Origin of the sequence: Frigoribacterium sp. VKM Ac-2836 (genome assembly GCF_013248995.1) — a bacterium.
GTDB lineage: Bacteria > Actinomycetota > Actinomycetes > Actinomycetales > Microbacteriaceae > Frigoribacterium.
This window is the reverse complement of the sequence record NZ_JABRPK010000001.1, coordinates 1,265,982-1,290,683: the sequence shown is the minus strand read 5'-3', so window position 1 is coordinate 1,290,683 and position 24,702 is coordinate 1,265,982. Positions and strand designations below refer to the sequence as shown.

The window sequence follows — 24,702 nt, the reverse complement described above, 5'->3', positions numbered from 1 at the left end:
CTCGCGTCCAGGCGACGTCGATGTCACCCGGGCTGGTCCGTCCACTCTGTCGCATGCGCGCGCGAGGGGCGAGCCGGGGAGGCGCGGGTCAGCGCATCTCGAGGGGCACCGCGGCCGTCGGCGCGGGGAAGGCGCGCTCGAGCTGCACGAACGCCTGGTCGTCGAGGTCTGTCGCCAGCGCCGCCGCGTTCTCGAGGGTGTGCGCCGCCGATCCGGCCTTGACGGCGACCATCAGGTCGGGCACCAGGCGCAGCACCCAGGCCAGGGCGAGCTGGGCCGACGAGACGCCGAGGTCGGTCGCGACCTGCTCGAGCACGGGGTGCCCGAGCAGGTCGCCGCCGTCGACGGGGGAGTACGAGGTCAGGGGCACGCCGTGCTCCCGCGCCCAGGGCAGCAGGTCGAACTCGGGTCCGCGACGGGCCAGGTTGTACAGCACCTGGTTCGTCTGGACGTTCGCGCCACCGGGTACCGAGAGCAGCTCGTGCAGGTCGTCGACGTCGAAGTTGCTGACGCCCCAGCCGCCGATCGCGCCCTCGGCGACCAGCCCCTCCAGGGCGTCGACGGTCTCGGCGAGGGGATGGCGTCCGCGCCAGTGCAGCAGGTAGAGGTCGAGACGGTCGGTGCCCAGGCGTTCGAGGCTGGCGTGGCAGGCGTCGACGGTGCCCTGCCGTGAGGCGTTGCCGGGCAGCACCTTGCCGACCAGGAAGACCTCGTCGCGGCGGCCCGCGATCGCCTCGCCGACCAGCGACTCCGATCGGCCGCCGCCGTACATCTCGGCGGTGTCGATCATGGTGAGGCCGGCGTCGAGGCCCGTCCGCAGGGCGGCGATCTCGTCGTCGCGGCGGCGCGGGTAGTCGCCGATGTTCCAGGTGCCCTGGCCCAGGGCCGGGACGACGCGCCCGTCGGGCAGCGTGACGGCGGGGTTGGTCGGTGTGGCGGGGGTGGTCATGCCGGGGGATGGTAGTCGCCGGCCGGGGTCGGCGGGCGCCCGGTCGAGTCGCCGGGCGGTGCTGCGATCGGTCCTGCCGTGACCTCGCGGGCGAGCAGGGTGGCCGCGGCGACGGCCGCCGGCATCACGAGCACGGCCCCGAGCGGGACGAAGAACAGCAGGTAGGTCGCGGTGCCCAGCCCCAGGGTGCGAGCCCGGTTCACGGCGAGCCCGCGGCGGCGCTCGGCGTGTGAGCGACCCCGGGCGTCGAAGGCGTACCCGGTCAGCTCGACCGCGAGGAACCATCCGCCGGTCAGGGCGCCGAGCAGGGGGACGACGGTCTGGCCGAGCACCGGCACGAATCCGCCGACGAACAGCAGCACACCGACGCCGGCGGTCGCGAGCAGCAGTCTGAGCGAGTCCCCGGCGCTGCGGGCGAGTCCTCGCCAGAATCCCCGGTCGACGTCGGCGGGCGCGTCGCCGGCGCCTTCTTCGACGCGACGCCAGATCCGCTCGTAGAAGGGATCACCGACGAGCAGCGTGACGGCGGTGAACGCGACGACCGCGAGCAGCACGGCCAGGGCCGCGACGGCCAGACCGCCGCCGAGACGCACGAGCGTGCGGGACCACCGGGGCCATTCGTCGGCGAACGGAGTCACGGCGCGGGCGATGTCGTCTGCCGCGAGACCGGTGACGACGAGCCCGGCGGTGAAGACCGCGCCCACCACGAGGGCGGGCACCGCGCCCAGCAGCATGAGCCGGGGGGACGTCGCCCACAGTCGCAGCCCTCGGCCGAGCAAGCCCACCCCGCCGAAGAACTCCCCGATCACTGCCACCGGGCGAGCGTAGCGGTGCAGGAGGCGCGGGTGCGGTCAGACGCCCGGTCGCGTCGTCGGAGCGTAGCGTCGACGGGGTGCCGCATCGACGCGTCACCACCGAGAAGGGTCGTCCATGAAGTTCAGGTACCTCGGCAACAGCGGGCTCAAGGTCAGCGAGCTCACCTACGGCAACTGGCTCACCCACGGGTCCCAGGTCGAGAACGACACGGCGACGCGCTGCGTCCGTGCCGCCCTCGACGTCGGCATCAGCTCGTTCGACACGGCGGACGTCTACGCGAACACCCAGGCCGAGACGGTCCTCGGTGAGGCGCTGAAGGGCGAGCGTCGTGAGTCGCTCGAGATCTTCACCAAGGTCTACGGCCCCACCGGGCCGAAGGGGCACAACGACACCGGGCTCAGCCGGAAGCACATCACCGAGTCGATCAACGGGTCGCTGACTCGTCTGCAGACCGATTACGTCGACCTCTACCAGGCACACCGGTACGACGTCGAGACGCCCCTCGACGAGACGATGGAGACCTTCGCCGACCTCGTCCGCCAGGGCAAGGTGCTCTACATCGGTGTCTCGGAGTGGAATGCCCAGCAGCTCCGTGAGGCGCACGCCTTGGCTCGCGAGCTCAAGATCCAACTGGTCTCGAACCAGCCCGAGTACTCGCTGCTCTGGCGGGTCATCGAGGACGAGGTCGTGCCGGCCTCGGCCGAGCTCGGCATCTCGCAGATCGTCTGGTCGCCCGTCGCCCAAGGCGTCCTGACCGGGAAGTACACGGTGGGCGCCGAGTTGCCGGAGGGGAGCCGGGCGACCGACCAGAAGGGCGGCGCCGGCATGATCGAGCGCTGGCTGCGCGACGACGTGCTCGACGCCGTGGCGCAGCTCGAGCCGATCGCGGCCGACCTGGGTCTGACGCAGGCCCAGCTGTCGCTGGCGTGGGTGCTCTCGAACGAGAACGTCGCCTCGGCCATCATCGGGGCGTCGCGTCCCGAGCAGGTCGAATCGAACGCGAAGGCGTCGGGGGTCACCCTCGAAGCCGACGTGCTGTCGCGCATCGAGTCGATCTTCGACGGCCTCGCCGAGACCGATCCGCGCAAGACGCAGATGCCGAGCGGCCGCGAGGCCTGATCTCCCGGTCGACATGAGGACGCCCCGCCACGAGATCGTGGCGGGGCGTCCTCGTGTCGACGTCGAGCGTGTCGGGTCAGGCCTCGGGAACCTCGAAGGTCGCCGAGATCACCGCGCGCGCCAGGGTGTGGAAGTGCAGGTTGAAGCCGAGGTACGCCGGGGTGGCGGTCTCGTCGACCCCGATCTTCTCGACGTCGAGGGCGTGCACCGCCACGAAGTAGGTGTGCGGTCCGTGACCCTCGGGCGGTGCCGCGCCGACGTAGCGAGCGAGCCCGCCGTCGTTCTTCAGCTGGATCGCGCCCTCGGGCAGACCCGAACCCTGGTCGTCACCCGCACCCGAGGGCAGCGAGGTCGTGTCGGCCGGCAGGTCCGCCACGGCCCAGTGCCAGAAGCCGGACCCCGTCGGGGCGTAGGGGTCGTAGATCGTCACGGCGAAGCTCTTGGTGCCCTCGGGCGCACCGGACCAGCTCAGTTGGGGGCTGGCGTCGTCGCCGCCGGGGCCCATGATGCCGCTCACCTGGGCGCGCTGCAGCTCGCCCCCGTCGGTGAGGTCCGAGCTCGTGAGCTCGAACTCGGGCACGATGCCGATGATGTCGTAGGGGCGGGTCAGGTTGGCGTCGGCCATGGGGTCTCCTCGTCGTTCGGGGTGGTGGTGACGGTGCGCCCGCTCCGAGGGGCGGGCGCACCGGTGTCGACTCAGGCGGCGTCGAGTCGCTGGATCTCGTCGGCCGCGAGCTTGATGGACGTGGCCGTGGCCGAGTTCATGATCGTCTGCGGTCGGGTCGACCCCGGGATGGGGATGACCAATTCGGATTTGGCGAGCTCCCATGCGAGCGTCAGCACCTGGGGGGTGACCCGGCGGGCGTTGGCGATCTCGGCGAACACGGCGTGCTTGGCTCCGAGTTCACCCGCGTTCGTGATGCCACCGAGGGGGCTCCACGGCAAGAAGGCGATCCCCATCTCGTCACACAGCACGAGCTCTGCCTCGCTCGACCGGAAGGCGGGCGAGTACTGGTTCTGCACCGAGACCAGGCGGCCGTCCAGGACGTCGTTCGCCTCACGGATCTGGTCGGGAGTGGCGTTCGAGATGCCCGCCATACGGATGACGCCTTCGTCGAGCAGCTCGGTCAGCGCACCGATGGAGTCGGCGTAGGGCACGTTCGGGTCCGGCCGGTGGAACTGGTACAGCCCGATGGTCTCGACACCGAGCCGTTTCGCGGAAGCCCTGGCCGCCTCCTTCAGGTAGCCGGGGTCGCCGTTCTGCGCCCAGGCCCCTGCCTCGGGGCGGAGGTGACCCCCCTTGGTCGCGACGAGCACCTGGTCCGTGTCGGCGTGGTAGCTCTTCAGCGCCTTGGCGATCAGCAACTCGTTGTGGCCGACCTCGTCCTTACCCGCCTGGTGGTAGGCGTCAGCCGTGTCGATCAGGGTGATGCCCTGCTCGAGTGCGGCGTGGATGGTGGCGATGCCCTGTTTCTCGTCCGGTCGGCCCTCGATGGACAAGGGCATGCCGCCCAAGCCGATGGCACTGACCGTCACGTCTCCGATGGTCCTGGTCTTCATGTCGTCCTCCGGTTCACCATGCGTAGTCCTCGGGCGACGTGTCGTGCCCGGGGAAGATCTCGTCCAGCCGCGTCAGCGCGGCCTCGTCCAGCTTCACGTCGACGGCCGCGACCGCCGACTCCAGTTGCGCCATGGTCCTCGGGCCGGTGATCGGCCCGGTGACGCCCGGCTGGTGCAACAACCAGGCGAGGGCCACCTCGCCCGGTGCGTGTCCGAGCTCGCGCGCGAAGGCCTCGTAGGCCTCGAGCTGGTCGCGGTGCTCGGCGACGTAGTCGGCGCTCCGCCCCTCGAGCCGGCGCGATCCCTCTTCGGTCTTCTCGATGACGCCACCGAGCAGCCCGCCGTTGAGTGGCGACCACGGGATCATGCCGAGACCGTAGTGACGTGCGGCGGGCAGCGTCTCGCGCTCGACGTCGCGGACGATCAGGTTGTAGATCGACTGCTCGCTCACGAGTCCGCTGAAGTGTCGGGCCTTGGCGGCCTCCTGGGCCTGGGCGATGTGCCAACCGGCGAAGTTGCTGCTGCCGACGTAGAGGACCTTGCCCTGCTGCACCGCGACCTCCATCGCCTGCCAGATCTCGTCCCACGGCGTCTCACGATCGACGTGGTGGAACTGGTAGAGATCGATGTGGTCGGTCTGCAGACGCCTCAGACTCGCGTCGAGCGCGCGACGGATGTTCAGCGCACTGAGCCTGCCGTCATTGGGCCAGTCGCCCATGTCGCCGTAGAGCTTGGTGGCCAGGACCGTCTTCTCCCGTCGCCCGCCCCCGCGGGCGAACCACCGTCCGATGATCTGCTCGGTGATTCCTTCGCCCTTCTCCCAGCCGTAGACGTTGGCCGTGTCGAAGAAGTTGACGCCGAGCTCGTGGGCTCGGTCCATGATCGCGTGCGAGTCGTCCTCCGTGGTCTGTGGCCCGAAGTTCATCGTGCCGAGCACGGCCCGTGAGACGGACAACCCTGTGCGTCCGAGGTGTGTGTAATCCATGTTCCCTGGCTACCCCCTCGTGTGCCGTCCTGCTCACAGGAACGCCCCCTAACGTCACCGTCATGAGTGAGCAGCCCGAGACCCCCGACGGCGTGCCCCCGACCGAGCACCGAGGGGCCGGTCCGCGCCGTGGCGGTCGGCGACGTGCATTCCGCGACGCCCATGCCAAGATGCGACTCCGCCTGGACCCGCACCCGCGCCTCCGCTTGCTGTACAAGATCGGCGTCGGGATGCTCGGGGCCGTGATCGTCGTCGTCGGCCTGGTCCTCGTCCCGCTCCCCGGTCCCGGCTGGCTCGTCGTCTTCCTCGGCGTCGCCGTGCTGGGCACCGAGTTCCCGGCAGCCCACCGCATCACCCAGTGGGTGCGACGACTCGTGCGACGAGCCCGTCTGCGATGGCGTGCGTGGCGGGTCTCCCGTTCGGCGCGTCGGTCGTCGACCGTGAAGCCGTCGGCTGCCCCGTCGCGGTGAACCATCGGGCCGATCCCGTCCTGGCCGTCGTCGACCGGACGTCCAGCGGACGTTCGGTAATGTCGCGGTCGTGACGCCCAGTCCCGCCTCCGCCACGCCTTACGAGGTGCTCGGCGTGCCCTCGACGGCGTCGACCGACGACCTGCGTCGCGCCTACCGGCGGCTCGCCCGTCAGACCCACCCCGACCTCGGCGGCACCGCGCAGGCGTTCCGCGACCTGCAACAGGCCTGGCAGCAGGTGGGCACTCCCGAGGCGCGTGCCGTCTACGATCGCGGGTCCGATTCCTGGAGCACCTCCCCGTCGGGCAGCGCGCGGTCCGCGGGTTCGAGTGCCCCGGGCTGGTCACCGCCTGCGCGTGAACCGGCGCGGACCGACTCCAAGCCCAAGGCCCGTGTGCACGGTCATCCCGGTGGCGCCAACCGAGAGCGTTACCTCGGCCTGATGCGCGAGTGGGTCGGTCGGGGCGTCCCGCTCGACGATCCCTACGACGAACGCCTCGTCCGCAGTGCGCCCCCCGAGATCCGGCACGTCCTGGCCGATGCCATGGCCGAAGAGGCCACCGTCGCCGCCGTCACCGACCTCGGTATCGGCTTCACCGTCTGGAGCGACGTCGACGCCGGTCCCGAGGGCAAGCTCGATCACGTCGTGCTCGGTCCGTCGGGTCTCTTCGCGGTCCAGTCCTCCGACTGGGGCAGCGAGGTGCAGGTGTCGCGAGGTGAGCTCGTCGGTCGAGGCATCCCCGCCGACGAAGAACCGGTCCGCGATCTCACCCGCCAGGCCCGCGCGGTGCGGCGCGACACGCGGGTGTCGTTCACGGCCCAGCTGATCGTGGTGCCCGACGACGACTTCGCGCCGGCTCTCGAGAAGGTGGGGCGCCGCGCCGGGGGCACCTGGGTCGTGCGCCGCTCCCTCCTGCCCCAGGTGCTCCGTCATGGGCCAGAACTCGGCGATCGCACCAGCATCTCGGACGTCTTCGAGGTGCGCGCTCGATTGCAGCAGGCGATCCGCTTCGTCTGACCCGGGGGTGGCGCATCGGTCGGACGAGGGCCACGCTGGGCACCACGCCGGCGTCCGCCGGACGTCCCGCCCGAGAAGGGAGCAACCCGTGTTCCGTCCACAGTCCGGCTACTCCGGCTTCAGCGTCGACGACGTGCCGGCCGCCACGTCCTTCTACCGTGACGTCCTCGGTCTCGAGACGGAGGTCGTCGTCGAGGGCCAGATGTTCCGCCTCCGTCTTCCGGGAGGCGCGGCGTGGGTCCTCGTCTACGGCAAGCCCGACCACGTGGTCGGGTCCTTCACCGTGCTGAACTTCGTGGTCGACGACGTCGACGTGGCCCTCGACGACCTGGCCGAACTCGGCCTCGAGCCCGAGCACTACGGCGGCCACTCCGACGCCCGCGGCGTCATGCGCGGTCGCAGCGCCGACAGGGGCCCCGACATCGCCTGGTTCACCGATCCGGCCGGCAACGTCTTCTCCGTGCAGCAGCCCTGAGGCCCTCGTCGTGTTCCGGTTCGACCCCGGGGAGGCGCGGTGTCGGGAGCGGGGGAGGGCTGGCCCGGCATCGGGTTCCGGGTCAGCCCCAGGTATGCCTTCGGAGCGGTCGCCGCATCGGTTCGGTCCGCTGCCCGGCGGTCGTCCATTCGACGTGTCGTCCTGCCCGCGAGGTGAGCACCGCCTCCTGATCACTGTGGCAAGCTCGACCCCGTGAACACGCACGAACCCGCGGACGGCTGGGTCGAAGCTCCCGACGGGCGTCGGTTCTGGGGTCGCGCCGGGGCCGCCGGTCTCCTGGTCGTCGACCCGGATGACCGTGTCCTGCTGCAGCACCGGGCCGACTGGAGCCATTTCGGCGGGACGTGGGGCCTGCCCGGAGGCGCCCGTCACCACGACGAGAGCGCCGTCGAGGGTGCGCTCCGCGAGAGCGGTGAAGAGGCCGCTGTGCCGGTCGACGCCCTGCGCCTGCTGTTCGCGTCCGAACTCGACCTCGGATTCTGGTCGTACACGACCGTCGTGGCCCGGGCGACGCGCCCGTTCGAGCCGGTCGTCTCGGATGCCGAGAGCATCGCCCTGGGGTGGGTGCCGGCCGCCGAGGTGGCCGATCTGCCGTTGCACCCCGGCTTCGCGGCGTCCTGGCCGAGGCTCCGCGCCGAGCTCGCCGCCGAGGTACATGTCGTGGTCGACGTCGCGAACGTCCTCGGTTCGCGGCCCGACGGATGGTGGCGTGATCGGGCGGGGGCCACGAGCCGATTGCTGGACGCCCTGTCACGCGGAGTCGGGCACGGGCTGGCCGAGTCGCTCGTGGCATCGGACAGCGACCGAGGGCAGGCAGTCGTCACGACGCGTCGCCCGGCCACGGACGTGTCACCGGCGGGCGACGGCGCGTTCGCCACCGCCGACGCCTCCGCTGCCGAGCCGCCGGGGACGCCCACCTGGCGATGGCCGGCCATGAGCGCCGTCGTCGAAGGGGACGCCCGCGCCGTGGGCGACACGTACCCCGGTCTGACCGTCCTCCGGGCCGAAGCCGACGGGGACTCGGCGATCGTGGCACGGGTGCGCGAGGTGCAGGGGGTGTCGGGCACGAGGTCTCGTGTCGTCGTCGTGACCGCTGACCGAGCCCTCGCAGGCCGGGTCGCCACGGTCGGTGCGACCGTCGTGCGCCCGGGCGTCTTCCGCCGCGCCGTCGGTCTCGACTGACACGGTCGACGGCCCGCTCCACCCGTCGGTGGGGCGCGCCGTTCGAACCCGATCTCGGATCAGGCGGCGGGACCGTCGCCCAGCGTCACGGTCGCGGTGTGCGACGTGCCGGCCGTGTCGGTCCAGCTGAGCGAGACCTGGTCGCCCGACTCGTGCGCCCGGATCGCCGCCGTGAGTGCGGACGAGTCCGCGACGGCCGTCCCGTCGACAGCGGTGACGACGTCGCCGGCGACCAGGCCGGCCGATGCGGCCGCGCTGCCCTCGACGGTCCCGGCGATCGTCACGCCGCCGGCGGTGCCGGCGGCCGCGCTCGAGATCTGCGCGCCGAGGAAGGCGGGCAGGCCGATCTGCACGGTGGAGCTGCCGGTGCCCGACTGGATCTGCTTCGCGATGGCGAGGGCGTGATCGATCGGGATGGCGTATCCGGTGATCGTCGACGAGCCCTGCGAAGCGGCCGTCACGATGCCGACGACGTCTCCGTCACCGTCGCGCAGCGGGCCGCCGGAGTCGCCAGAGACCACGTCGGCGTCGACCTCGATGAGGCCGGACAACGACTCGGTGCCCGAGCCGGACTCGCTCTGCACCGTGATGGACTGGTCGGTGGCGAGCACCGTGCCCTCGGCGGTGACCAGGTCGCCCGTGCCCTCGGCGTTGCCGGTCGAGTGGACGGTGTCGCCCGTGGCCACGTCGGCGGACGCGTCGAAGCTCACCGGGGTGAGGCCGGTCGCGTCCTGCAGCTTCAGCACGGCCACGTCGTTGGTGGCGTCGGTGCCCACGACGTCGGCCGTGTAGCTCTCGCCCGTCGACTCGACGGTCACCTGGATGCTGGTCGCACCCTGGACGACGTGGTTGTTCGTCAGGATCAGCCCGCCCGAGGTGAGGATCATGCCCGTGCCCGCGGACTTGTACGCGGCGTCGTAGTTCAGCGTCGAGACGATGGTGACGACGCCGGCCTTCTCGTCGTCGGTGGCCGCCGTGGCGCTGGTCTGGGTGGAGGTGCCCTGCTGCGTCGAACCGCCCTGCGTCGAACCGCCCTGTGACTGGCCTCCCTGCGGTACCGAGCCGCCGAACGGGGACGTCGAATCATTGGACCCGGTGCCGGGTCGCGTGAGCTGGGGCAGCAACTCGAGGGCCTGTCGTTCGCTCGCCGCCTGTGCCGCCGCGCTGCCGGCCGAGCGTCCGGCGGCGTACGCGCCGCCGCCCGCCGCGCCGGCGACGATGACGACGGCCGCGGCCGCACCGGTGAGGGCGAGCCACTTCCGTGAGCGGCGGGCAGAAGGGGCGCGGCCGAAGGTCGGGGGCACCGTGCCCCGTGCTCCGTCGCCGCCGTCCGCCGAGGGCGTGCCGGTCGCCGAGTCGTACGCCTGGTGGTTGTCGTCCTGGGCCATCCAGAGGGGGGCCGCCGAGACGTAGCGTGCGTCGGACGAACCGGTCACGTGGGGGAGCGTGTGGGCCTGGGGGGCGTCCTCGGTCGCCCTCGAGTCGGTCGACGCGGAAGGCGTGACGGGCGTGGCCTCGTCCGGGTTGCCGGTCGTGATGTCGCCGTCGCGGTCGTTCATGGTGTGCCTCCTGTGGCGGTGGTGGTGACGATGGGTCCATGGAACGGTGCCCACCCAAGAGATCCCTATGACCACGCCCTGAGGCGGTGGGGAGTTGCATGAGGAGGCGCGGTGAACGGAGCCGAGACCGTCTCACCTGCGCGCGAGCCGCGTCGCAGGGGGCGGGTCGCCGAAATACGTTCCCGACGAGGGTCGGAGTTCCGATACGCTGGGACGCCAAAGGAGGTCCACGATGGCAGAGCCCGCCAACCCGGTACCAGGCGAGCAGGACCGCGCCCACGGCGCCCCTCGCGAGGTCGACACGACCCTCAGCTTCAACGAAGAGTTCCAGGCGCAACTGGCCGCTCTCGAGGGCGGCGTGTCCGCCGACGAGCGTGACGCCGTCGCCGCACTGCCTTCGGGGTCCGCTCTTCTCGTGGTCCGTCGCGGCCCCAACATCGGCGCCCGGTTCCTCCTCGACTCCGACGTGACGGTCGCTGGGCGTCACCCCGACGCCGGCATCTTCCTCGACGACGTCACGGTCAGCCGCAAGCACGCCGAGTTCCGCCGCGAGGGCACCAGCTTCAGCGTGCGCGATCTCGGGTCCCTGAACGGCACCTACTTCGATGGCGTCCGCATCGACGAGGCCAGCCTCTCCGACGGTGCCGAGGTCCAGGTCGGCAAGTTCCGCCTGACCTTCTACGCCTCGCGGGTCGACCTCGCGCACCTGGCGATCAAGTAGCCGTGCCCCGCACCGCCGCCGCCCGGTCGTCGCAGACCGGGCCGTCCGACCTGTTGACGATCGGGCAGGTCCTCTCTCGGCTCAAGCCGGAGTTCCCCGATCTCTCCAACAGCAAGCTGCGCTTCCTCGAAGAGCGCGAGTTGGTCACCCCGGTGCGTACCCCTTCGGGCTACCGCAAGTTCTCGCCCACCGACGTCGAGCGGCTCCGTTTCATCCTCGGGCTCCAGCGGGACCACTACCTGCCGCTCAAGGTGATCCGTCAACACCTCGCCGACCTCGACGCCGGTCGTCCGGCAACTCTCCCGTCGGGGGCTGCGCCCGTCTCGATCGTGACGCACGGCCGCCGCTTCGGCCGCGACGAGCTGCTCCGTGAGACCGGCGCATCACCCGCCCTGCTCGACGAGGCCGTGTCGGCGTCGCTCCTGCCGGCCGCGGGTCGTTACGGCGACGAATCGGTCGTGGTCCTGTCGGCCCTGGTCGAGCTGGGCAAGTCGGGCATCGGGCCCCGCCATCTGAGGACGGTGCGCGCCTCGGTCGATCGCGAACTCGGCCTCATCGAGACGGCTCTGGCTCCGCTGGCGCGCAAGCACGACGCGGCCTCACGGGCCCGGGTCGCCGAACTCTCACGCGAGCTGGCGGCGCAGGTCGACGTCGTCCGCGCGGGGCTCGTCCGCTCCGCCCTGGGTCGCCTCGACGCCTAGACGTTCGCGCTCCGGGCGAATATCCTCGACACGCCGACCCGTCGGAGCGAATGTCGCCCAGGCAGCTCCCCGTTGTGGGTACCGTGAGTCCTGTACAACCATCAACCCGATGTTGAACGTTGAGCTCCGGCAGAAGAACGTGGAAGGCAACAGCATGAGTGAGTCAGGTTCCCCCGAGGAATCCCGCTACGAGCTGGGTCTGCTCTTCACGGACGGCTTGCCCGAACACGACGCCGACAGCGGTTACCGCGGCACCGTCGCGGCGAAGGCGGCCGGCATCAGCTATCGCCAGCTCGACTACTGGGCTCGGACGCAACTCGTCGAACCGACCATCCGCGGCGCGGCTGGCTCCGGTTCGCAACGTCTCTACGGCTTCCGCGACATCCTCGTCCTTAAGCTCGTCAAGCGCCTCCTCGACACGGGCATCTCGCTGCAGCAGATCCGCACGGCCGTGAACCAGCTGCGCGAAGCCGGTGTCAACGACCTGGCCCAGACGACGCTCATGAGCGATGGGGCGAGCGTCTACCTGTGCACGTCGGACGACGAGGTCATCGACCTCGTCAGTCGCGGTCAGGGCGTCTTCGGCATCGCCGTGGGCAAGGTGCTCCGAGAAGTCGAGTCGAGCCTCGTCGAGATCGACAGCACGCCGGCAGCCGACCCGTCGGACGAGCTCGCAGCTCGACGCAGCACGCGCGCCAGCTGACACCCCTCACGACGGCGCCCATCGGTCGCCGACGACGAAGGCCCCGCACGGTGTCGTGCGGGGCCTTCGTTCTGCGGGCCGGTTCGACCTGTCAGCGGGCGGCGGGCTCGGCGTAGTCGCCGATCTTCGCCGTCCGCATGATGCGCTCGAGGAGTTGATCGAAGTTGCGAGCCATTTCTTGGGCGCTCTCGCCAGGCCACGCGTGCAGGGGTTTCGCCGCGCCTTGCGCCTGCTGAAGGGACGTGCGCTCGGGAAGCTGCGGCGACAGGACGAGGGGGCCGAACATGTCGCGCAGCTCCTTGATGCGGAACTGGTGCTCGAGCGACTGGACACGCGCCCGGTTGACGATGATGCCGAGGGGCTGGAGGCGCGGAGACAGACCACGACGGATCTCCTCGATCGCGCGGAGGGCCCGGTCGGCCGCGGCCACGCTGAAGAGGCCCGGTTCGGTGACGACCGTCACGCGGTCGGACGCGGCCCACGCGGTCCGGGTGAGGGCATTGAGTGACGGGGCACAGTCGATCAGGACGAGGTCGTAGTCGGCCTCGACGTTCGCGAGTGCCTCCTCGAGCTTCCAGATGTCGCGGATCGAGGGGTGCGGCCCGTCGAAGTTGATGGCCGACGGGCTTCCGATCATGACGTCGACCTTGCCCTGACGACCCTTGGTCCACCCGCTCGGGGCGATGGCCGCCCGGACCGTCTTCTCTTTCGGGGAGGCGAGGACGTCGGCGACGTTGAGGTGGCCCGAGACGGTGATGTCGAGGCCGGTCGAGACGTCGGACTGAGGATCGAGGTCGACGACCAAGGTCCTGAGACCTTTGGCGAAGGCGGCCGACGTGAGTCCGAGCGTCACCGTCGTCTTGCCGACGCCGCCTTTGAGGGAGCTGACGCTGAGTACATGCACGACACAGACGATACCTTCACTACTGTTGAATCACCCAACAGCCACGTCGATGCGGCGTGCGTCCGCTTCCGGAAAGCGACCGCGCCTGTCCACCCGTCGTCGGCACGGTGTCGTGACGAGTCGTCCGCACCGCACCCAGACCCCCCAGGAGGCGCGCCGTGAGCGTGAGACCCATCCGCCTGTTCGGCGACCCCGTCCTTCGGTCGGCGTCCGACCCCGTCACGATCGGCGACCCGCGACTCGCCTCCCTGGTGGAGGATCTCCTCGACACCGTTCGCGAGCCGGGGCGGGCCGGAGTCGCCGCGGCTCAGATCGGCGTGTCGCTCCGTGCGTTCAGCTACAACGTCGACGGGGAGGTCGGATACGTCCTGAACCCCGTCGTCGTCGAGGTCTCGGGCGAGAAGACCCTCGTCGACGAGGGCTGCCTCTCGGTGCCCGGGTTCTGGTTCCCGACACCCCGCTACGAGTACGCCCGGGTCGAAGGGGTCGACCTGGACGGGGGGAAGGTCGTGCTCGAGGGCACGGGGCTCATGGCCCAGGCCCTCCAGCACGAGACGGACCACCTCGACGGCACGCTGTACGTCCTCACCCTGGAGCCCGAGACGAAACGCGAGGCGATGCGGCAGATCCGGTCCGCCGATTGGTGGCGCGTCTGATCAGCGCCCGCGTGCCGTGACCGTGCGCACCGACTCGGTATCGGGATGGGCCATGTAGATGTCGGCGATCTGTTGGGCGAAATCGTTCACGACGACGGCACGCTTGACGCTCATCTTGGGAGTCAAGTGCCCGCCGGCCTCGGTGAACTCCACCGGCAGGATCTCGAACTTCCGGATCGATTCGGCGCGAGAGACGGTCGCGTTCGCAGCATCGACGGCTCGCTGGATCTCCGCACGGACCTTCGGGTGACGGGCGGCCTCTGTCAGAGGCATGTCAGCGGCCTCCCCGGCGTTGTTGAGCCACACGGGCAGCATCTCCGTGTCGAGGGTCACGAGGGCGGCGACGAACGGACGTTGATCGCCCACCACGACGACCTGGCCGACCAGGGGGTTCGCCCTAATCGGGTCCTCCAGAACCGCGGGGGAGACGTTCTTGCCGCCGGCCGTGACGATGATCTCTTTCTTCCGGCCGGTGATGGTGAGATACCCGTCGCCGTCGAGAGACCCGAGGTCCCCGGTGCGGAACCATCCGTCGTCCATGACCTCGGCCGTGGCCTCATCGGCCTTCCAGTACCCCGCGAAGACGTTGACGCCCTTGACGAGCACCTCACCGTCGTCGGCGATCGCGATGCCGACCCCCGGCAGGGCCGGTCCGACGGTTCCGATCTTGAACTTCGAGACGAGGTTGACGGCCGCGGGTGCCGTGGTCTCGGTCAACCCGTATCCCTCGAGGATGCGGATGTCGAGGCTGCGGAAGAAATGGCCGAGTCTCGTGCCGAGCGGCGCAGAACCCGAGACGGCGTAGCGGATGTTGCCGCCCATGGCCTTCTTGAGCTTGCTGTACACCAGGCGGTCGAACAAGGCGAAGCGAAGCCTGAGCCCCAGAGGCACGGTGCCCTCGTCGAGGGCTCGGCTATGAGCGATGGCGACGGCGACGGCTTGGCGGAAGATGCCGCCCTTGCCCCCTGCTTCGGCTTTCTGCTCTGCCGAGTTGTAGACCTTCTCGAAGACCCGGGGGACCGCGAGCAGGAAGCTCGGCTTGAACGAAGCGAGCGACGGCAGCAACTGCTTCGTGTCGGCCTGGTGGCCCACCTTCACGCCGGCATGCACCGACATCACGGCGATGAATCGGGCGAAGACGTGTGCGGTCGTCACGAACAGCAGGGTGGACGACCCGGGGGCCACGACATCGCTCATGGCGACGGCGGCGTTGCGGCTGGTCTCGACGAAGTTGGCGTGGGTCAGCACGCATCCCTTGGGGCGCCCCGTGGTGCCGGAGGTGTAGATGATCGTGGCCACGTCGGTGGCGACGGCCGCGCTGCGACGGCGTTCGAGTTCGTCATCGGACACGGCGACGCCCGACGCGGCGAGTTTGTCGAGATCACCGAGGTCCACCTGCCAGACACGCGTCACGGCGGGGAGCTCGGGGTGCACCTCGTCGAAGCGGGAGAAGTGATCGGCGGTCTCGAGGATGACGGCGACGGCCTCGGAGTCGCTAAGGTTCCAGTGGACCTGCGCGGGCGAGGACGTCTCGTACACGGGAACCAGTAGAGCCCCCGCGAACCAGGTAGCGAAGTCGATGAGCGTCCATTCGTACCGCGTGCGACACATCAGCCCGATCTTGTCGCCGGGTTCGACGCCTGCGGCGATCAGGCCCTTGGCCAGGGCGCGCACCTGGGTGAGGAACTGCGCGGCCGTGACGTCACGCCATCCACCCGTGCCGTTCGGAACGGAAAAGAGCGGTTCGTCGGGCGTCGCGGCGACCCGATCGAGCAGCAGGTCGGTCGCGTTGGCGGACGGGTCGGCGGCGACCACGGGGGGGACGATGTGTTCGTTCACGGCAGCTCCTTCGGTACCGAACGATGGTCCGACAACACTAACGTGACCTCGCCGGAGACGGTGCTGAAGGTGATCGGCGGTCGAGGATAGACTCGATCCTCGTGCAGGCAATCGGAATCGACATCGGCGGGACGAAGATCGCGGGCGGGGTGGTCACCGAGTTCGGCGAGATCGTCGACGAAGAGCGCGTCGCGACGCCGGCCGGCGACGCCGGTGCGATCGTCGACGCGGTGGTCGACATGGTCACCTCGTTGCAGGCCCGTCACCCCGACGTCGTCGCCGCAGGGGTGGCCGCGCCCGGCTTCATCGACGCGGCCCAGTCGACCGTCTATTACACCCCCAACATCGCGTGGCGTAACGAACCCCTGCGGGCGCGGTTGTCCGAGCGGCTCGACCTGCACATCACGATCGACAACGACGCGAACGCGGCCGGCTGGGCCGAATTCCGTTTCGGCGCCGGCCGCCTCGCGAGCGACATGACCATGCTCACCATCGGCACGGGTGTCGGTGGCGCCATCGTGGCGCAGGACCGCCTTCTGCGAGGTGGCTTCGGCACGGGTGGCGAACTCGGCCACATGCGGATCGTGCCCGACGGCTTGCCCTGCGGCTGCGGTGCCCGTGGCTGCATCGAGCAGTACGGTTCGGGCCGCGCCCTGCTCCGGATCGCGGGCGAGGTGGCCGACGAGGGCGGCACAGGTCGCGCCCTCGCGCAGCTGCGTGACGAGTCCGGCGAGCTCTCGGGCCACGACGTCAGCGTCCTGCTCCAGTCGGGCGACGCCGGTGCCGTTGAGGCCCTCCGCCGTCTCGGCACCTGGCTCGGTCAGGCCGCCGCGTCGTTGAGTGCGATCCTCGATCCGCAGGTGTTCGTGTTCGGTGGGGGTGTGGCACAGTCCGGCGAGTTACTGCTGGCGCCGGTGCGGGCCGCCTACCTCGAGCACCTTCCCGCTCGTGGGTATCACCCCGAGCCCGAGTTCGTGATCGCCGAGCTCGTGAACGACGCGGGGGTCGTCGGTGCCGCCGACCTCGCCCGCCTCCACGCCACCGACCGCTAGACTCCCGACGCCCCGACGCCCCGACGCCCCGACGCCCCGACGAGAGGAGCACCGATGCTCTATTGGTTCCTGAAGACGATGGTCGCGAGTCCGCTCGTGCTGTCGATCTTCCGACCGTGGGTCAGCGGTCGTGAGCACGTCCCCGCTTCGGGTGCCGTCATCTTCGCGAGCAACCACCTCTCGTTCGTCGATTCGATCTTCTTGCCCCTCGCCCTCGATCGCCGCATCTCCTTCCTCGCGAAGAGCGATTACTTCACCGGCCGGGGCATCAAGGGCTGGGCGATCCGACTCTTCTTCACGGCCACGGGGCAACTGTCCATCGACCGATCCGGGGGCAAGGCCTCCGAGGCGTCCTTGGCGACGGGGCTCTCGGTGCTGGGTCGCGGGGAGCAGCTCGGCATCTACCCCGAGGGCACCCGGAGCCCCGACGGCAAGCTCTACCGTGGCCGCACGGGGGTCGCGCGCATGATCCTCGAGGGTCACGTGCCCGTGATCCCCGTCGCCATGATCGGGACCGAGAAGGTCATGAAGACCGGTACCAAGATCCCTCGCCTGCACCGGGTCGGCATCGTCTTCGGCGAACCGCTCGACTTCAGCCGCTTCGAGGGCATGGAAGGCGACCGCTTCATCCTGCGGTCCATCACCGACGAGATCATGTACGAGTTGAACGCCCTCAGCGGTCAGCAATACAGCGACGTCTACGCGACGAGCGTGAAAGAGAAGCGCTCGACCCTTTCACGGTAGGCTCGCCTGTCGAGGTCGTTCGGCCTCGAGACCGTCAACTGGCAAGGAAGACCGTGGCCCAGCTCACCGAACCGTTCGTCGTCACCGATCCCGACGTGATCGACGGTCTCGACCATTGGCGCACGCTCCCCATCAAGCAGCAGCCCACCTGGCACGACGGTGCGGCCGTCGAAGCCGCGTCGGCAGAGCTGTCCATCCTCCCGCCGCTCGTCTTCGCCGGCGAGGTCGACACACTCCGCACGCGACTCGCGTCGGCTGCCCGGGGCGAGGCGTTCCTCCTGCAAGGTGGTGACTGCGCCGAGACGTTCGCGGGCGCGACTGCGGACCAGATCCGCGATCGCGTCAAGACCATCCTGCAGATGGCGGTCGTCCTGACGTACGGCGCGTCCGTTCCCGTCATCAAGATGGGACGCATGGCCGGTCAGTTCGCCAAGCCGCGCTCGAGCGACACCGAGACCCGCGACGGCGTCACGTTGCCTGCGTACCGGGGCGACGTCGTCAATGGTTACGACTTCACGCCCGAGTCCCGCCGCGCAGATGCCTCGCGACTGGTGAAGGGGTACCACACCTCTGCCTCGACCATCAACCTCATCCGGGCCTTCACGCAGGGCGGGTTCGCCGACCTGCGGCAGGTGCACAGCTGGAACAAGGGCTTCGCCAGCAATCCGGCGAACGCGCAGTACGAGCATCTCGCGCGCGAGATCGACAAGGCGATCCGCTTCATGGAGGCGGCCGGCGCGGACTTCGACGAGCTCAAGCGCGTCGAGTTCTACACCAGTCACGAGGGTCTGCTCATGGACTACGAGCGCCCGCTGACCCGCATCGATTCACGGACGGGCACGCCCTACGTCCTCTCGTCCCACTTCGTCTGGATCGGCGAGCGCACCCGTGATCTCGACGGCGCCCATGTCGACTTCCTCTCCCGCGTCCGCAATCCGATCGGCGTCAAGCTGGGCCCGACGACGACGGCCGACGACATGTTGCGCCTCATCGACAAGCTCGACCCCGAGCGCGAACCCGGTCGCCTGACCTTCATCACCCGCATGGGTGCCGGCACGATCCGCGATGCCCTGCCGCCTCTCCTCGAGGCCATCAAGAAGGCCGACGCGACGCCTCTCTGGGTCAGCGATCCGATGCACGGCAACGGGCTGACGACGCCCACCGGCTACAAGACGCGGCGGTTCGAAGAGATCATGGACGAGGTCAAGGGGTTCTTCGAAGCGCACCGTGCGGCAGGTACACACCCCGGTGGAATCCACATCGAATTGACCGGCGACGACGTCACGGAGTGCCTGGGGGGTTCCGAGCACATCGACGAGGCCACTCTCGCCACCCGGTACGAGTCCCTCTGCGACCCGCGCCTCAACCACATGCAGTCGCTCGAGCTGGCCTTCCTGGTGGCCGAAGAGCTCGCTGCCGACTAGGGGACGACGGCACGACCACGGCCCCGTGACCAGTGGTCGCGGGGCCGTCCGTCACGCCGCCATGGTTCCGTCGCCGCCTCGACGACGGGGTCCGTGCGGTGTCACTCCACCCGGTACGACAGGGCGATGGTCGCCCCCTTCGTGGCGGTCAATCCGGCCTCGGGGTCGGTCGCCGTGACGGGCAGCCTGGACTCCCAGTCGTAGAACGCGCAGGTGAAGGCCGTGCAGCGGGGGTAGCTCACGCGGAATCCGAGCCCTTGCAACTGGGCTGTCGCCGCGTCGATGGTCTTGCCTCGAACGTCCGGGATCGTGATGGGCGGTGGCCCCTTCGACACGATCAGATTCACCGTGTCGCCCTGTCTCAGCGGACCCTCGGCCTGCTGCTCGTATCGGATCACCTCGCCCGACGCGACGTCCTCGCTGAACTCGGTACCGCTCTCGACTCCCGTCAGCTGGGCCTCGGTGAGGGCCCCCTGGGCGTCGGTCACCGAGAGGCCTGCCACGTCCGGGACGGGGCCGAGCGACACGGTCAGCGTCACCGGCTGTTGCTCGCCGTACTGGGCCGCACCGGCGAGATCGACCGGGGTGCCGGCCTCGTCCACGCCGCTCACGGCCAGGACGATGCCGGCGGCCGCTTCGTCGAACTGGATCGACGTCGGCTGCAGCGCGAAGTCCGTGAGCGCGTCCGTCGCCGCCGTCTCGGTCTCGCCGACCACGGTGGGAACCGGAAGTTGCCGGGGGCCCTGGGACACCACGAGGGTGATCGTCGACCCCTTCTGTACACGGGCCGAGGCATCGGGGTCGGTGCGTGTGACCTGCCCCGTGGGCACCACGGGGGAGAAGTCCGACTGCGGGTCGGGCGCGACCACGAACCCGGCCGAGGTGAGGGCGGCCGACGCCGCGGCCGGGTCCTGTCCCGTCACGTCGGGGACGGACGCCTGGGCACCTGGCCCCGAGCCGAACCACCAACCCACGCCACCCGCGAGCAGGGCGACCACGACGACGAGGGCCAGGAGCACTCGACCACGTCGGCGCCGCCGATCGGCTCCTGCGGCGAGCGTGGTGGCGGCGTCGTCGGATTCGGCTCGGACCGGACCGGTGCGGTGCCGGGCCTTGGGCAGGACCTGCGTCTCGCCGGTCCCGGCGGTCGGTAGGACAGAGGTCGTCCCCGCCGCCGGCAGGACCATCGTCCTGTTCGCCGGCGGACCCGATGGATCGGCGAGGACCCGCTGCACGTCGAGCAGCTGATCGAGCAAGGCACGGGCATCACGCGGTCGCTGCTCGGGGTCACGCGCCGTGGCCCAGAGGACGAGTTCATCGAGTTCGACCGGCACGTGCGGGTTCGCCGAGCTGGGGGTCGGAACCGTGTCGTTCGCGTGCTGGTAGGCGATCTGCATGGGCTGGTCGCCCTTGTAGGGCTGCTCGCCCGTGAGCATCTCGTACATCATGATGCCCAGCGCGTAGATGTCGCTCCGGGTGTCTGCGATGCCGCGCGTCACGAGCTCGGGGGAGAGGTAGGCGATGGTCCCCAGCAAGGCGGCCCCGGTGGCCGTGTTGGCCGTCGCGGCGCGCGCCAGACCGAAGTCGCCGATCTTGATGCGCCCGTCGTCGGCCAGGAGGACGTTCTCGGGCTTGAGGTCGCGGTGCACGATGCCGGCCCGATGGGCGGCGGCGAGACCGGCGAGGACGGCCTCGAGGATGTCCATCGCCTGTTGGGGCGTGAGCACCTTGTGGTCCTGCAGGAGTTCGCGCAACGTGATGCCGGGCAGGTACTCCATCACCAGGTAGGCCGAGTCGTCGTCCTGCCCTTGGTCGAAGACGTTGACGACGTTGGGATGCGCGAGGCGCGCGGCCGAACGTGCCTCCTGGATGAACCGCTCCTTGAACGAGGCGTCATCGGCGAGGTGGCCGTGCATGATCTTGATGGCGACCCGACGCTCGAGACGCAGATCGGTCGCGAGGTAGACCGTGGCCATGCCGCCCCGGGCGATGCGCGAACGGACCTCGTACCGGCCCTCGATGAGACGGCCGATCATCGGGTCAGTCTGGTTCACGCTCACCTTCGTGATTTTACGGACCGTGGGCCCTGCGGGTGCCTCAACTCACCGCAGGGCGGCAAACCGCCCGGAATGCAGGTCGTCTGCGAGTCAGCCGAGGGTCGCGAGCCAGGTGGTGGCGGGAGCCTCCCATTTGGCGTACGCGTCGGGGAAGGCCGAGTACTGCACGGCTTGCGCCGCCTTGGTCAAGGTCATCGACTGCCACCCCTTGACGTCGAGGAGGCCCCTCGTCTTGCCCGTGTTCGGGTTGGTCGCACCGCCGAAGAACAGCTTGGTCGCATGCGCGGGGTCGCGCAGTTGGGCAGGAGTGCCCCATCCCGTGCTCGGGCGCTGCTGGAAGAGGCCGAGCGAGTCGCGGTCACCGTGGTCGAGGTTGCGCAGGCTGCTCTCCTGCGCGGCCGCGGCCAACGCGATGACGATCGCGCGGTCCCCGACGCCGAGTTGGCGTCCCACCGAGATGATGGTGCGGGCGTTCGCGGCCTGCTCCGCGGTCAGCGTCGCGCTCACGCCGATCGGAGTGGCCGTCGTCGACGCGACCACGGTCGTCGCGGTGGGGGCCGAGGCGCCCGGCAGGGTGAGGGTCTTGCCGGCGTAGATCGTGCTGGTGAAGGACAAGCCGTTCGCTGCGAGGAGCGCCTTGACGCTCGTACCCGACTTGGTGGCGATCGACGCGATGGTGTCGCCCCGCTGGATGACGTAACTGCCCACCGCAGGCCCTGCCGTGGGGGCCGGCGTCGCGGCGGCGGGTGCACCCGAGGGGATCGACAGCGACTGTCCCGGATAGATGATGCTCGACAGGCCCAGCCCGTTCGCCTGGATGAGTGCACTCGTCGTGACGCCGTGGGCTCGCGCGATCGAACTCAAGGTGTCTCCGCGGACGATGACGTATCGCCCGCCCGTCGCCTTCGTCGGCGTGGGCGCGGACGATGCCTTGGACGCGGCGCTCGTGGCCGCGCTCAAGCTGAGTGTCTGGCCCGGGAAGATGGTGGACTTCCAGCTCAGGCCGTTGAGTGCGAGCACCGACGCGGTGCTCAACCCGAACGAGCCGGCGATGCTCGCCACGGTGTCTCCCGATCGGACGGTGTACGTGGCCGGGGCGGCTCCGAAGACCGTCGCCGAGCTCGAGGCGGTCTCGACCGTCGACGCCGTCTTCTGCTCGGGGGCCGAGAGCCGGGGCGGGAGGACGGGACGGGGGGATGCGTCGGGTTTCTTCGTGGGGCCTTGGTCGAGCGCGAACACGGGGCCAGTGACACCCATGCTGAGTGCCATCGAACCTGCGACGACGATCGGGACCGTGTTCAGCATGGACCGCGCCATGCGCGAGAGCGGCTTGCGCTCCTCGAGTCCGCCGATGGGGCCGAACGCGCTGGTCGAGCGACCGTCCGGTGTCGTAGCGGACTCGGAGTCGGGGCGGGCGGAACTGACGTCGTTCATGGGCTGATCCTCGGTTCGGGGGCGGGGACACGGTCGCTGGGTGATCGGAGAGCCGCGGTGCCACGTCGTCCCAAGTTGGCACAGGTGCATATTCAAGTCAATCAGTGGGGCGGATGTTGCGAATGTGACGTGCACCGGGGGAGCGGCTCGAGGAGGCGCGGCACGCGTCGCGAACCCGTGGCAAGGTTGTCGCGTGACCGATCTCTCAGAACGCCCCTGGTTCGCCGACACCGAGTGGCTGACCGTGCCCGACCTCGTCGAGCGACTCGGCCTCGGGGTGAGCCGTGTGCGTCGCCTGCTCGAGGAGCACGCCCTCGTCGGTACCCGCGTGGACGGCGTCACGAAGGTGCCCGCGGTCTTCCTCGACGGGTCCGAGCCTCGGCACGACCTCAGGGGCACGTTGACCGTCCTCTCCGACAACGGCTTCGACGACGACGAGGCGCTCGACTGGCTGTTGTCGTTCGACGAGGCCCTCGGCACGAGCCCGGTCGCCGCCCTCCGTGCCGGACGCAAGGCCGAGGTCCGTCGCGTGGCACAGAGCCTGCTCTAGCCCCGCCGGCCCGCCGTCTGCCCGCGGCCCGGACGAGCCGGAGGGTTCAGGAGGCGCGGCGCGTGACGGTCTCGGCCAGTCGCGTCAGTTGCGTGCGTGCCGACGGTGCGAGCCCGGATCTCTCGAGGGCGTGCACGGCGCGCTCGACCTGATCGGTGATGGTCTGCTCGACGGAATCGACGGCGCCGCTCTCGCGGAGCGTCGCCTGCAGCATGCTGATCTGGTCGTCGTCGAGCTCGGGGTCACCGAGGAGTTCGTCGAGCAGGCGGACGGCACCCGGGGGCAGCGCCCGGCGAGCGGTCGCCACGAGGACCGTCCGCTTGCCTTCTCGCAGGTCGTCGCCCGCGGGCTTGCCCGTGACCGACGGGTCGCCGAAGACCCCGAGCAGGTCGTCACGCAATTGGTAGGCGATGCCGAGGGGTAGCCCGAAGTGCCGCAAGGACTCGAGCGCGGGTCGGTCGGCGCCGGCCATCGCCGCACCGACGGTCAGAGGGGCCTCGACGCTGTACTTCGCCGACTTGTAGACGATCACCCGCTGGGCGCGGGGAAGCAGCTGCAACTCGTCGACTGTCTGCCAGGCGTTCTCCTCGAGGATGTCGAGGTACTGGCCCACCGTGACCTCGGTCCGCATGCGGTTCAGTTCGAGGCGCGCCGAGCGGGCGGCTTCGCGGGAGGGGAGGGAGTCGAGGGCCTCACTCAGCAGCTCATCGCTCCACGCCAGCAACAGGTCGCCCATGAGGAGGGCGCCCGACCGACCGAACGCCTCGGCCGACCCGAGCCACTGACCCTCGCGGTGCAGGGACTCGAAGCGCCGATGCGCCGCGGGCAGTCCGCGGCGTGTGTCGGAGTTGTCCATGATGTCGTCGTGCACGAGCGCCGCCGCGTGGAAGAACTCGAGCCCTGCCGACGCCGTCATGACGGCGTCGATCTCCCGTTCGTCGCGGGCCTCTCCGAGGGGATCGAATCCTGTGTCGAGTCCGGCGACCGACTGCCAGCCCCAGTAACAGAAGAGTGCCCGGAAGCGCTTCCCACCACGGAGCAGATCGCCCGAGTAGATCGAGAAGGGGTCGAGGTCGGGAGCGATGCCCGTCAGGGTCGGTCGCTGCCGCTCGAGGAACCGATCGATGCGCTCTTGAACGACGTCCACTAACCGCGTACTCTCAGCCACGCTGCCTAGCCTAGCGATAGCTGTCGGGCATACACTCGCAGCTACTCATCGCGTCGATCCCGAGGCTCCCGCCTCGCGCTTGAGAGCCCGTGCTCGAAGGGAACACCAAGATGCCACTTTCCGAACAGGAGCAGCGGCTCCTCGAAGAGATGGAGCGGAGTCTCTACAACAACGACTCCGACTTCGTGGCGACGGTCGGCAACCGCGGTGGCCGACCCAACTACACCCTCGTCGTGGTCGGTGTCCTCGGTGCGCTCGTCGGCATCGCCGTCATCGTCGCCGGCGTCATCTTCCGCCAGCCGCTCATCGGCGTGGCGGGTTTCGTCGTCATGCTCGCCGGCGTCCTCTTCGCCATCGCACCGCCCAAGCGCAAGGGTGCCTCCACGTCGGCGATGCCCTCCGCTCCCCGATCCTCCACTTCTCGTCCGCCCCACCCTGCCAAGGGCGGTCTGATGGACCGTCTCAACGACCGGTGGGACCGCCGCCAGGACGGCGACGGGCGGGACGCCTAGCGCCCACACGCACCACGACCTCTGGGGTCGGCCTTCGGGCCGGCCCCTTTTTCGTGCGCCCGGCCACCCGACACGAGGACCTC

Annotated in this window: 25 protein-coding genes; 14 read left to right on the top strand and 11 right to left on the bottom strand. The window is 69.8% G+C overall.

All coding sequences use genetic code 11. The annotated features are described in order from the left end of the window. Positions 1–88 precede the first annotated feature (88 nt). On the bottom strand, positions 89–949 hold the full coding sequence (locus HRF36_RS06025; RefSeq protein ID WP_173207547.1) for an aldo/keto reductase: 861 nt from the start codon (positions 947–949) through the stop codon (positions 89–91). Beyond that, positions 946–1,764, bottom strand: coding sequence for an EI24 domain-containing protein (locus tag HRF36_RS06020; RefSeq protein WP_217270876.1), 819 nt, complete (start codon positions 1,762–1,764; stop codon positions 946–948). Before HRF36_RS06020 ends, HRF36_RS06025 begins: the two co-directional genes overlap by 4 nt. A gap of 115 nt (positions 1,765–1,879) precedes the next feature. Here HRF36_RS06020 and HRF36_RS06015 point away from each other — a divergent pair, with 115 nt between their 5' ends. Beyond that, the gene (locus HRF36_RS06015) at positions 1,880–2,884 is read left to right on the top strand and encodes an aldo/keto reductase family protein (protein WP_173207544.1); all 1,005 of its coding nucleotides are present in this window, start codon (positions 1,880–1,882) and stop codon (positions 2,882–2,884) included. A gap of 76 nt (positions 2,885–2,960) precedes the next feature. Here the strand turns inward: HRF36_RS06015 and HRF36_RS06010 are convergent, their stop codons facing one another. The 3 genes from HRF36_RS06010 to HRF36_RS06000 all read right to left on the bottom strand — a co-directional run bounded on the left by HRF36_RS06010 (position 2,961) and on the right by HRF36_RS06000 (position 5,429). Beyond that, a complete protein-coding gene (locus HRF36_RS06010) occupies positions 2,961–3,509 on the bottom strand; it encodes a YbhB/YbcL family Raf kinase inhibitor-like protein (protein ID WP_173207541.1) in 549 nt (182 codons plus the stop codon). Between the two features lie 71 nt (positions 3,510–3,580). Continuing rightward, positions 3,581–4,444 carry an aldo/keto reductase gene (locus HRF36_RS06005; protein ID WP_173207538.1) on the bottom strand — a complete coding sequence of 288 codons (864 nt, stop codon included), beginning with the start codon at positions 4,442–4,444 and terminating at the stop codon, positions 3,581–3,583. A gap of 13 nt (positions 4,445–4,457) precedes the next feature. Beyond that, positions 4,458–5,429, bottom strand: coding sequence for an aldo/keto reductase (locus tag HRF36_RS06000; RefSeq protein ID WP_173207536.1), 972 nt, complete (start codon positions 5,427–5,429; stop codon positions 4,458–4,460). A gap of 62 nt (positions 5,430–5,491) precedes the next feature. Here HRF36_RS06000 and HRF36_RS05995 point away from each other — a divergent pair, with 62 nt between their 5' ends. The 4 genes from HRF36_RS05995 (at position 5,492) to HRF36_RS05980 (ending at position 8,595) form a co-directional block, all read left to right on the top strand. Beyond that, positions 5,492–5,899, top strand: a complete 408-nt coding sequence (locus HRF36_RS05995) for a TIGR02611 family protein (RefSeq protein ID WP_173207533.1) — start codon at positions 5,492–5,494, stop codon at positions 5,897–5,899. Between the two features lie 70 nt (positions 5,900–5,969). Then, positions 5,970–6,917, top strand: a complete 948-nt coding sequence (locus tag HRF36_RS05990; protein ID WP_173207530.1) for a DnaJ domain-containing protein — start codon at positions 5,970–5,972, stop codon at positions 6,915–6,917. Between the two features lie 88 nt (positions 6,918–7,005). Then, positions 7,006–7,392, top strand: a complete 387-nt coding sequence (locus HRF36_RS05985; protein WP_371740039.1) for a VOC family protein — start codon at positions 7,006–7,008, stop codon at positions 7,390–7,392. 213 nt (positions 7,393–7,605) lie between these two features. Then, positions 7,606–8,595 carry an NUDIX hydrolase gene (locus HRF36_RS05980; RefSeq protein ID WP_173207524.1) on the top strand — a complete coding sequence of 330 codons (990 nt, stop codon included), beginning with the start codon at positions 7,606–7,608 and terminating at the stop codon, positions 8,593–8,595. A 59-nt stretch (positions 8,596–8,654) separates the two neighbouring features. On the opposite strand, the gene HRF36_RS05975 is transcribed toward HRF36_RS05980, so the two are convergent. Beyond that, a complete protein-coding gene (locus HRF36_RS05975; RefSeq protein WP_173207521.1) occupies positions 8,655–10,154 on the bottom strand; it encodes a S1C family serine protease in 1,500 nt (499 codons plus the stop codon). Positions 10,155–10,386: 232 nt separating this feature from the next. Between HRF36_RS05975 and HRF36_RS05970 the strand changes: the two genes are divergently transcribed. The 3 genes from HRF36_RS05970 to HRF36_RS05960 all read left to right on the top strand — a co-directional run bounded on the left by HRF36_RS05970 (position 10,387) and on the right by HRF36_RS05960 (position 12,279). Next, the gene (locus HRF36_RS05970) at positions 10,387–10,875 is read left to right on the top strand and encodes an FHA domain-containing protein (protein WP_173207518.1); all 489 of its coding nucleotides are present in this window, start codon (positions 10,387–10,389) and stop codon (positions 10,873–10,875) included. A gap of 2 nt (positions 10,876–10,877) precedes the next feature. Continuing rightward, on the top strand, positions 10,878–11,576 hold the full coding sequence (locus tag HRF36_RS05965; protein WP_173207516.1) for a MerR family transcriptional regulator: 699 nt from the start codon (positions 10,878–10,880) through the stop codon (positions 11,574–11,576). Between the two features lie 154 nt (positions 11,577–11,730). Beyond that, positions 11,731–12,279 carry a MerR family transcriptional regulator gene (locus tag HRF36_RS05960; protein WP_123518364.1) on the top strand — a complete coding sequence of 183 codons (549 nt, stop codon included), beginning with the start codon at positions 11,731–11,733 and terminating at the stop codon, positions 12,277–12,279. A 91-nt stretch (positions 12,280–12,370) separates the two neighbouring features. On the opposite strand, the gene HRF36_RS05955 is transcribed toward HRF36_RS05960, so the two are convergent. After that, a complete protein-coding gene (locus HRF36_RS05955; RefSeq protein ID WP_054146774.1) occupies positions 12,371–13,183 on the bottom strand; it encodes a ParA family protein in 813 nt (270 codons plus the stop codon). Between the two features lie 158 nt (positions 13,184–13,341). Between HRF36_RS05955 and HRF36_RS05950 the strand changes: the two genes are divergently transcribed. Beyond that, positions 13,342–13,839, top strand: a complete 498-nt coding sequence (locus HRF36_RS05950) for a peptide deformylase (RefSeq protein WP_173207514.1) — start codon at positions 13,342–13,344, stop codon at positions 13,837–13,839. Here the strand turns inward: HRF36_RS05950 and HRF36_RS05945 are convergent, their stop codons facing one another. Further along, on the bottom strand, positions 13,840–15,678 hold the full coding sequence (locus HRF36_RS05945; RefSeq protein WP_173207511.1) for a long-chain fatty acid--CoA ligase: 1,839 nt from the start codon (positions 15,676–15,678) through the stop codon (positions 13,840–13,842). A gap of 101 nt (positions 15,679–15,779) precedes the next feature. On the opposite strand from HRF36_RS05945, the gene HRF36_RS05940 reads away from it, so the two are divergent. From HRF36_RS05940 to HRF36_RS05930, 3 genes are all read left to right on the top strand, one after another. Next, entirely contained in the window at positions 15,780–16,730 is a 951-nt protein-coding gene (locus tag HRF36_RS05940; protein WP_173207508.1) for an ROK family glucokinase, read from the top strand. A 54-nt stretch (positions 16,731–16,784) separates the two neighbouring features. Beyond that, the gene (locus tag HRF36_RS05935; RefSeq protein WP_173207491.1) at positions 16,785–17,474 is read left to right on the top strand and encodes a 1-acyl-sn-glycerol-3-phosphate acyltransferase; all 690 of its coding nucleotides are present in this window, start codon (positions 16,785–16,787) and stop codon (positions 17,472–17,474) included. Between the two features lie 95 nt (positions 17,475–17,569). Continuing rightward, a complete protein-coding gene (locus HRF36_RS05930; RefSeq protein ID WP_173208045.1) occupies positions 17,570–18,898 on the top strand; it encodes a class II 3-deoxy-7-phosphoheptulonate synthase in 1,329 nt (442 codons plus the stop codon). Between the two features lie 101 nt (positions 18,899–18,999). Here HRF36_RS05930 and pknB read toward each other — a convergent pair whose 3' ends face one another. Next, positions 19,000–20,958, bottom strand: a complete 1,959-nt coding sequence (pknB, locus tag HRF36_RS05925; protein ID WP_173207488.1) for a Stk1 family PASTA domain-containing Ser/Thr kinase — start codon at positions 20,956–20,958, stop codon at positions 19,000–19,002. 87 nt (positions 20,959–21,045) lie between these two features. Further along, positions 21,046–22,389: a LysM peptidoglycan-binding domain-containing protein gene (locus HRF36_RS05920; RefSeq protein WP_173207485.1), complete on the bottom strand. Its 1,344-nt coding sequence runs from the start codon at positions 22,387–22,389 to the stop codon at positions 21,046–21,048. Positions 22,390–22,582: 193 nt separating this feature from the next. Here HRF36_RS05920 and HRF36_RS05915 point away from each other — a divergent pair, with 193 nt between their 5' ends. Further along, positions 22,583–22,939 carry an Rv2175c family DNA-binding protein gene (locus HRF36_RS05915; RefSeq protein WP_371740038.1) on the top strand — a complete coding sequence of 119 codons (357 nt, stop codon included), beginning with the start codon at positions 22,583–22,585 and terminating at the stop codon, positions 22,937–22,939. Positions 22,940–22,985: 46 nt separating this feature from the next. Here HRF36_RS05915 and HRF36_RS05910 read toward each other — a convergent pair whose 3' ends face one another. After that, complete coding sequence (locus HRF36_RS05910; protein ID WP_173207482.1) at positions 22,986–24,107, bottom strand: polyprenyl synthetase family protein; 1,122 nt, start codon at positions 24,105–24,107, stop codon at positions 22,986–22,988. Positions 24,108–24,217: 110 nt separating this feature from the next. Here HRF36_RS05910 and HRF36_RS05905 point away from each other — a divergent pair, with 110 nt between their 5' ends. Further along, positions 24,218–24,619, top strand: coding sequence for a DUF3040 domain-containing protein (locus HRF36_RS05905; RefSeq protein WP_173207479.1), 402 nt, complete (start codon positions 24,218–24,220; stop codon positions 24,617–24,619). Positions 24,620–24,702: the final 83 nt, after the last annotated feature.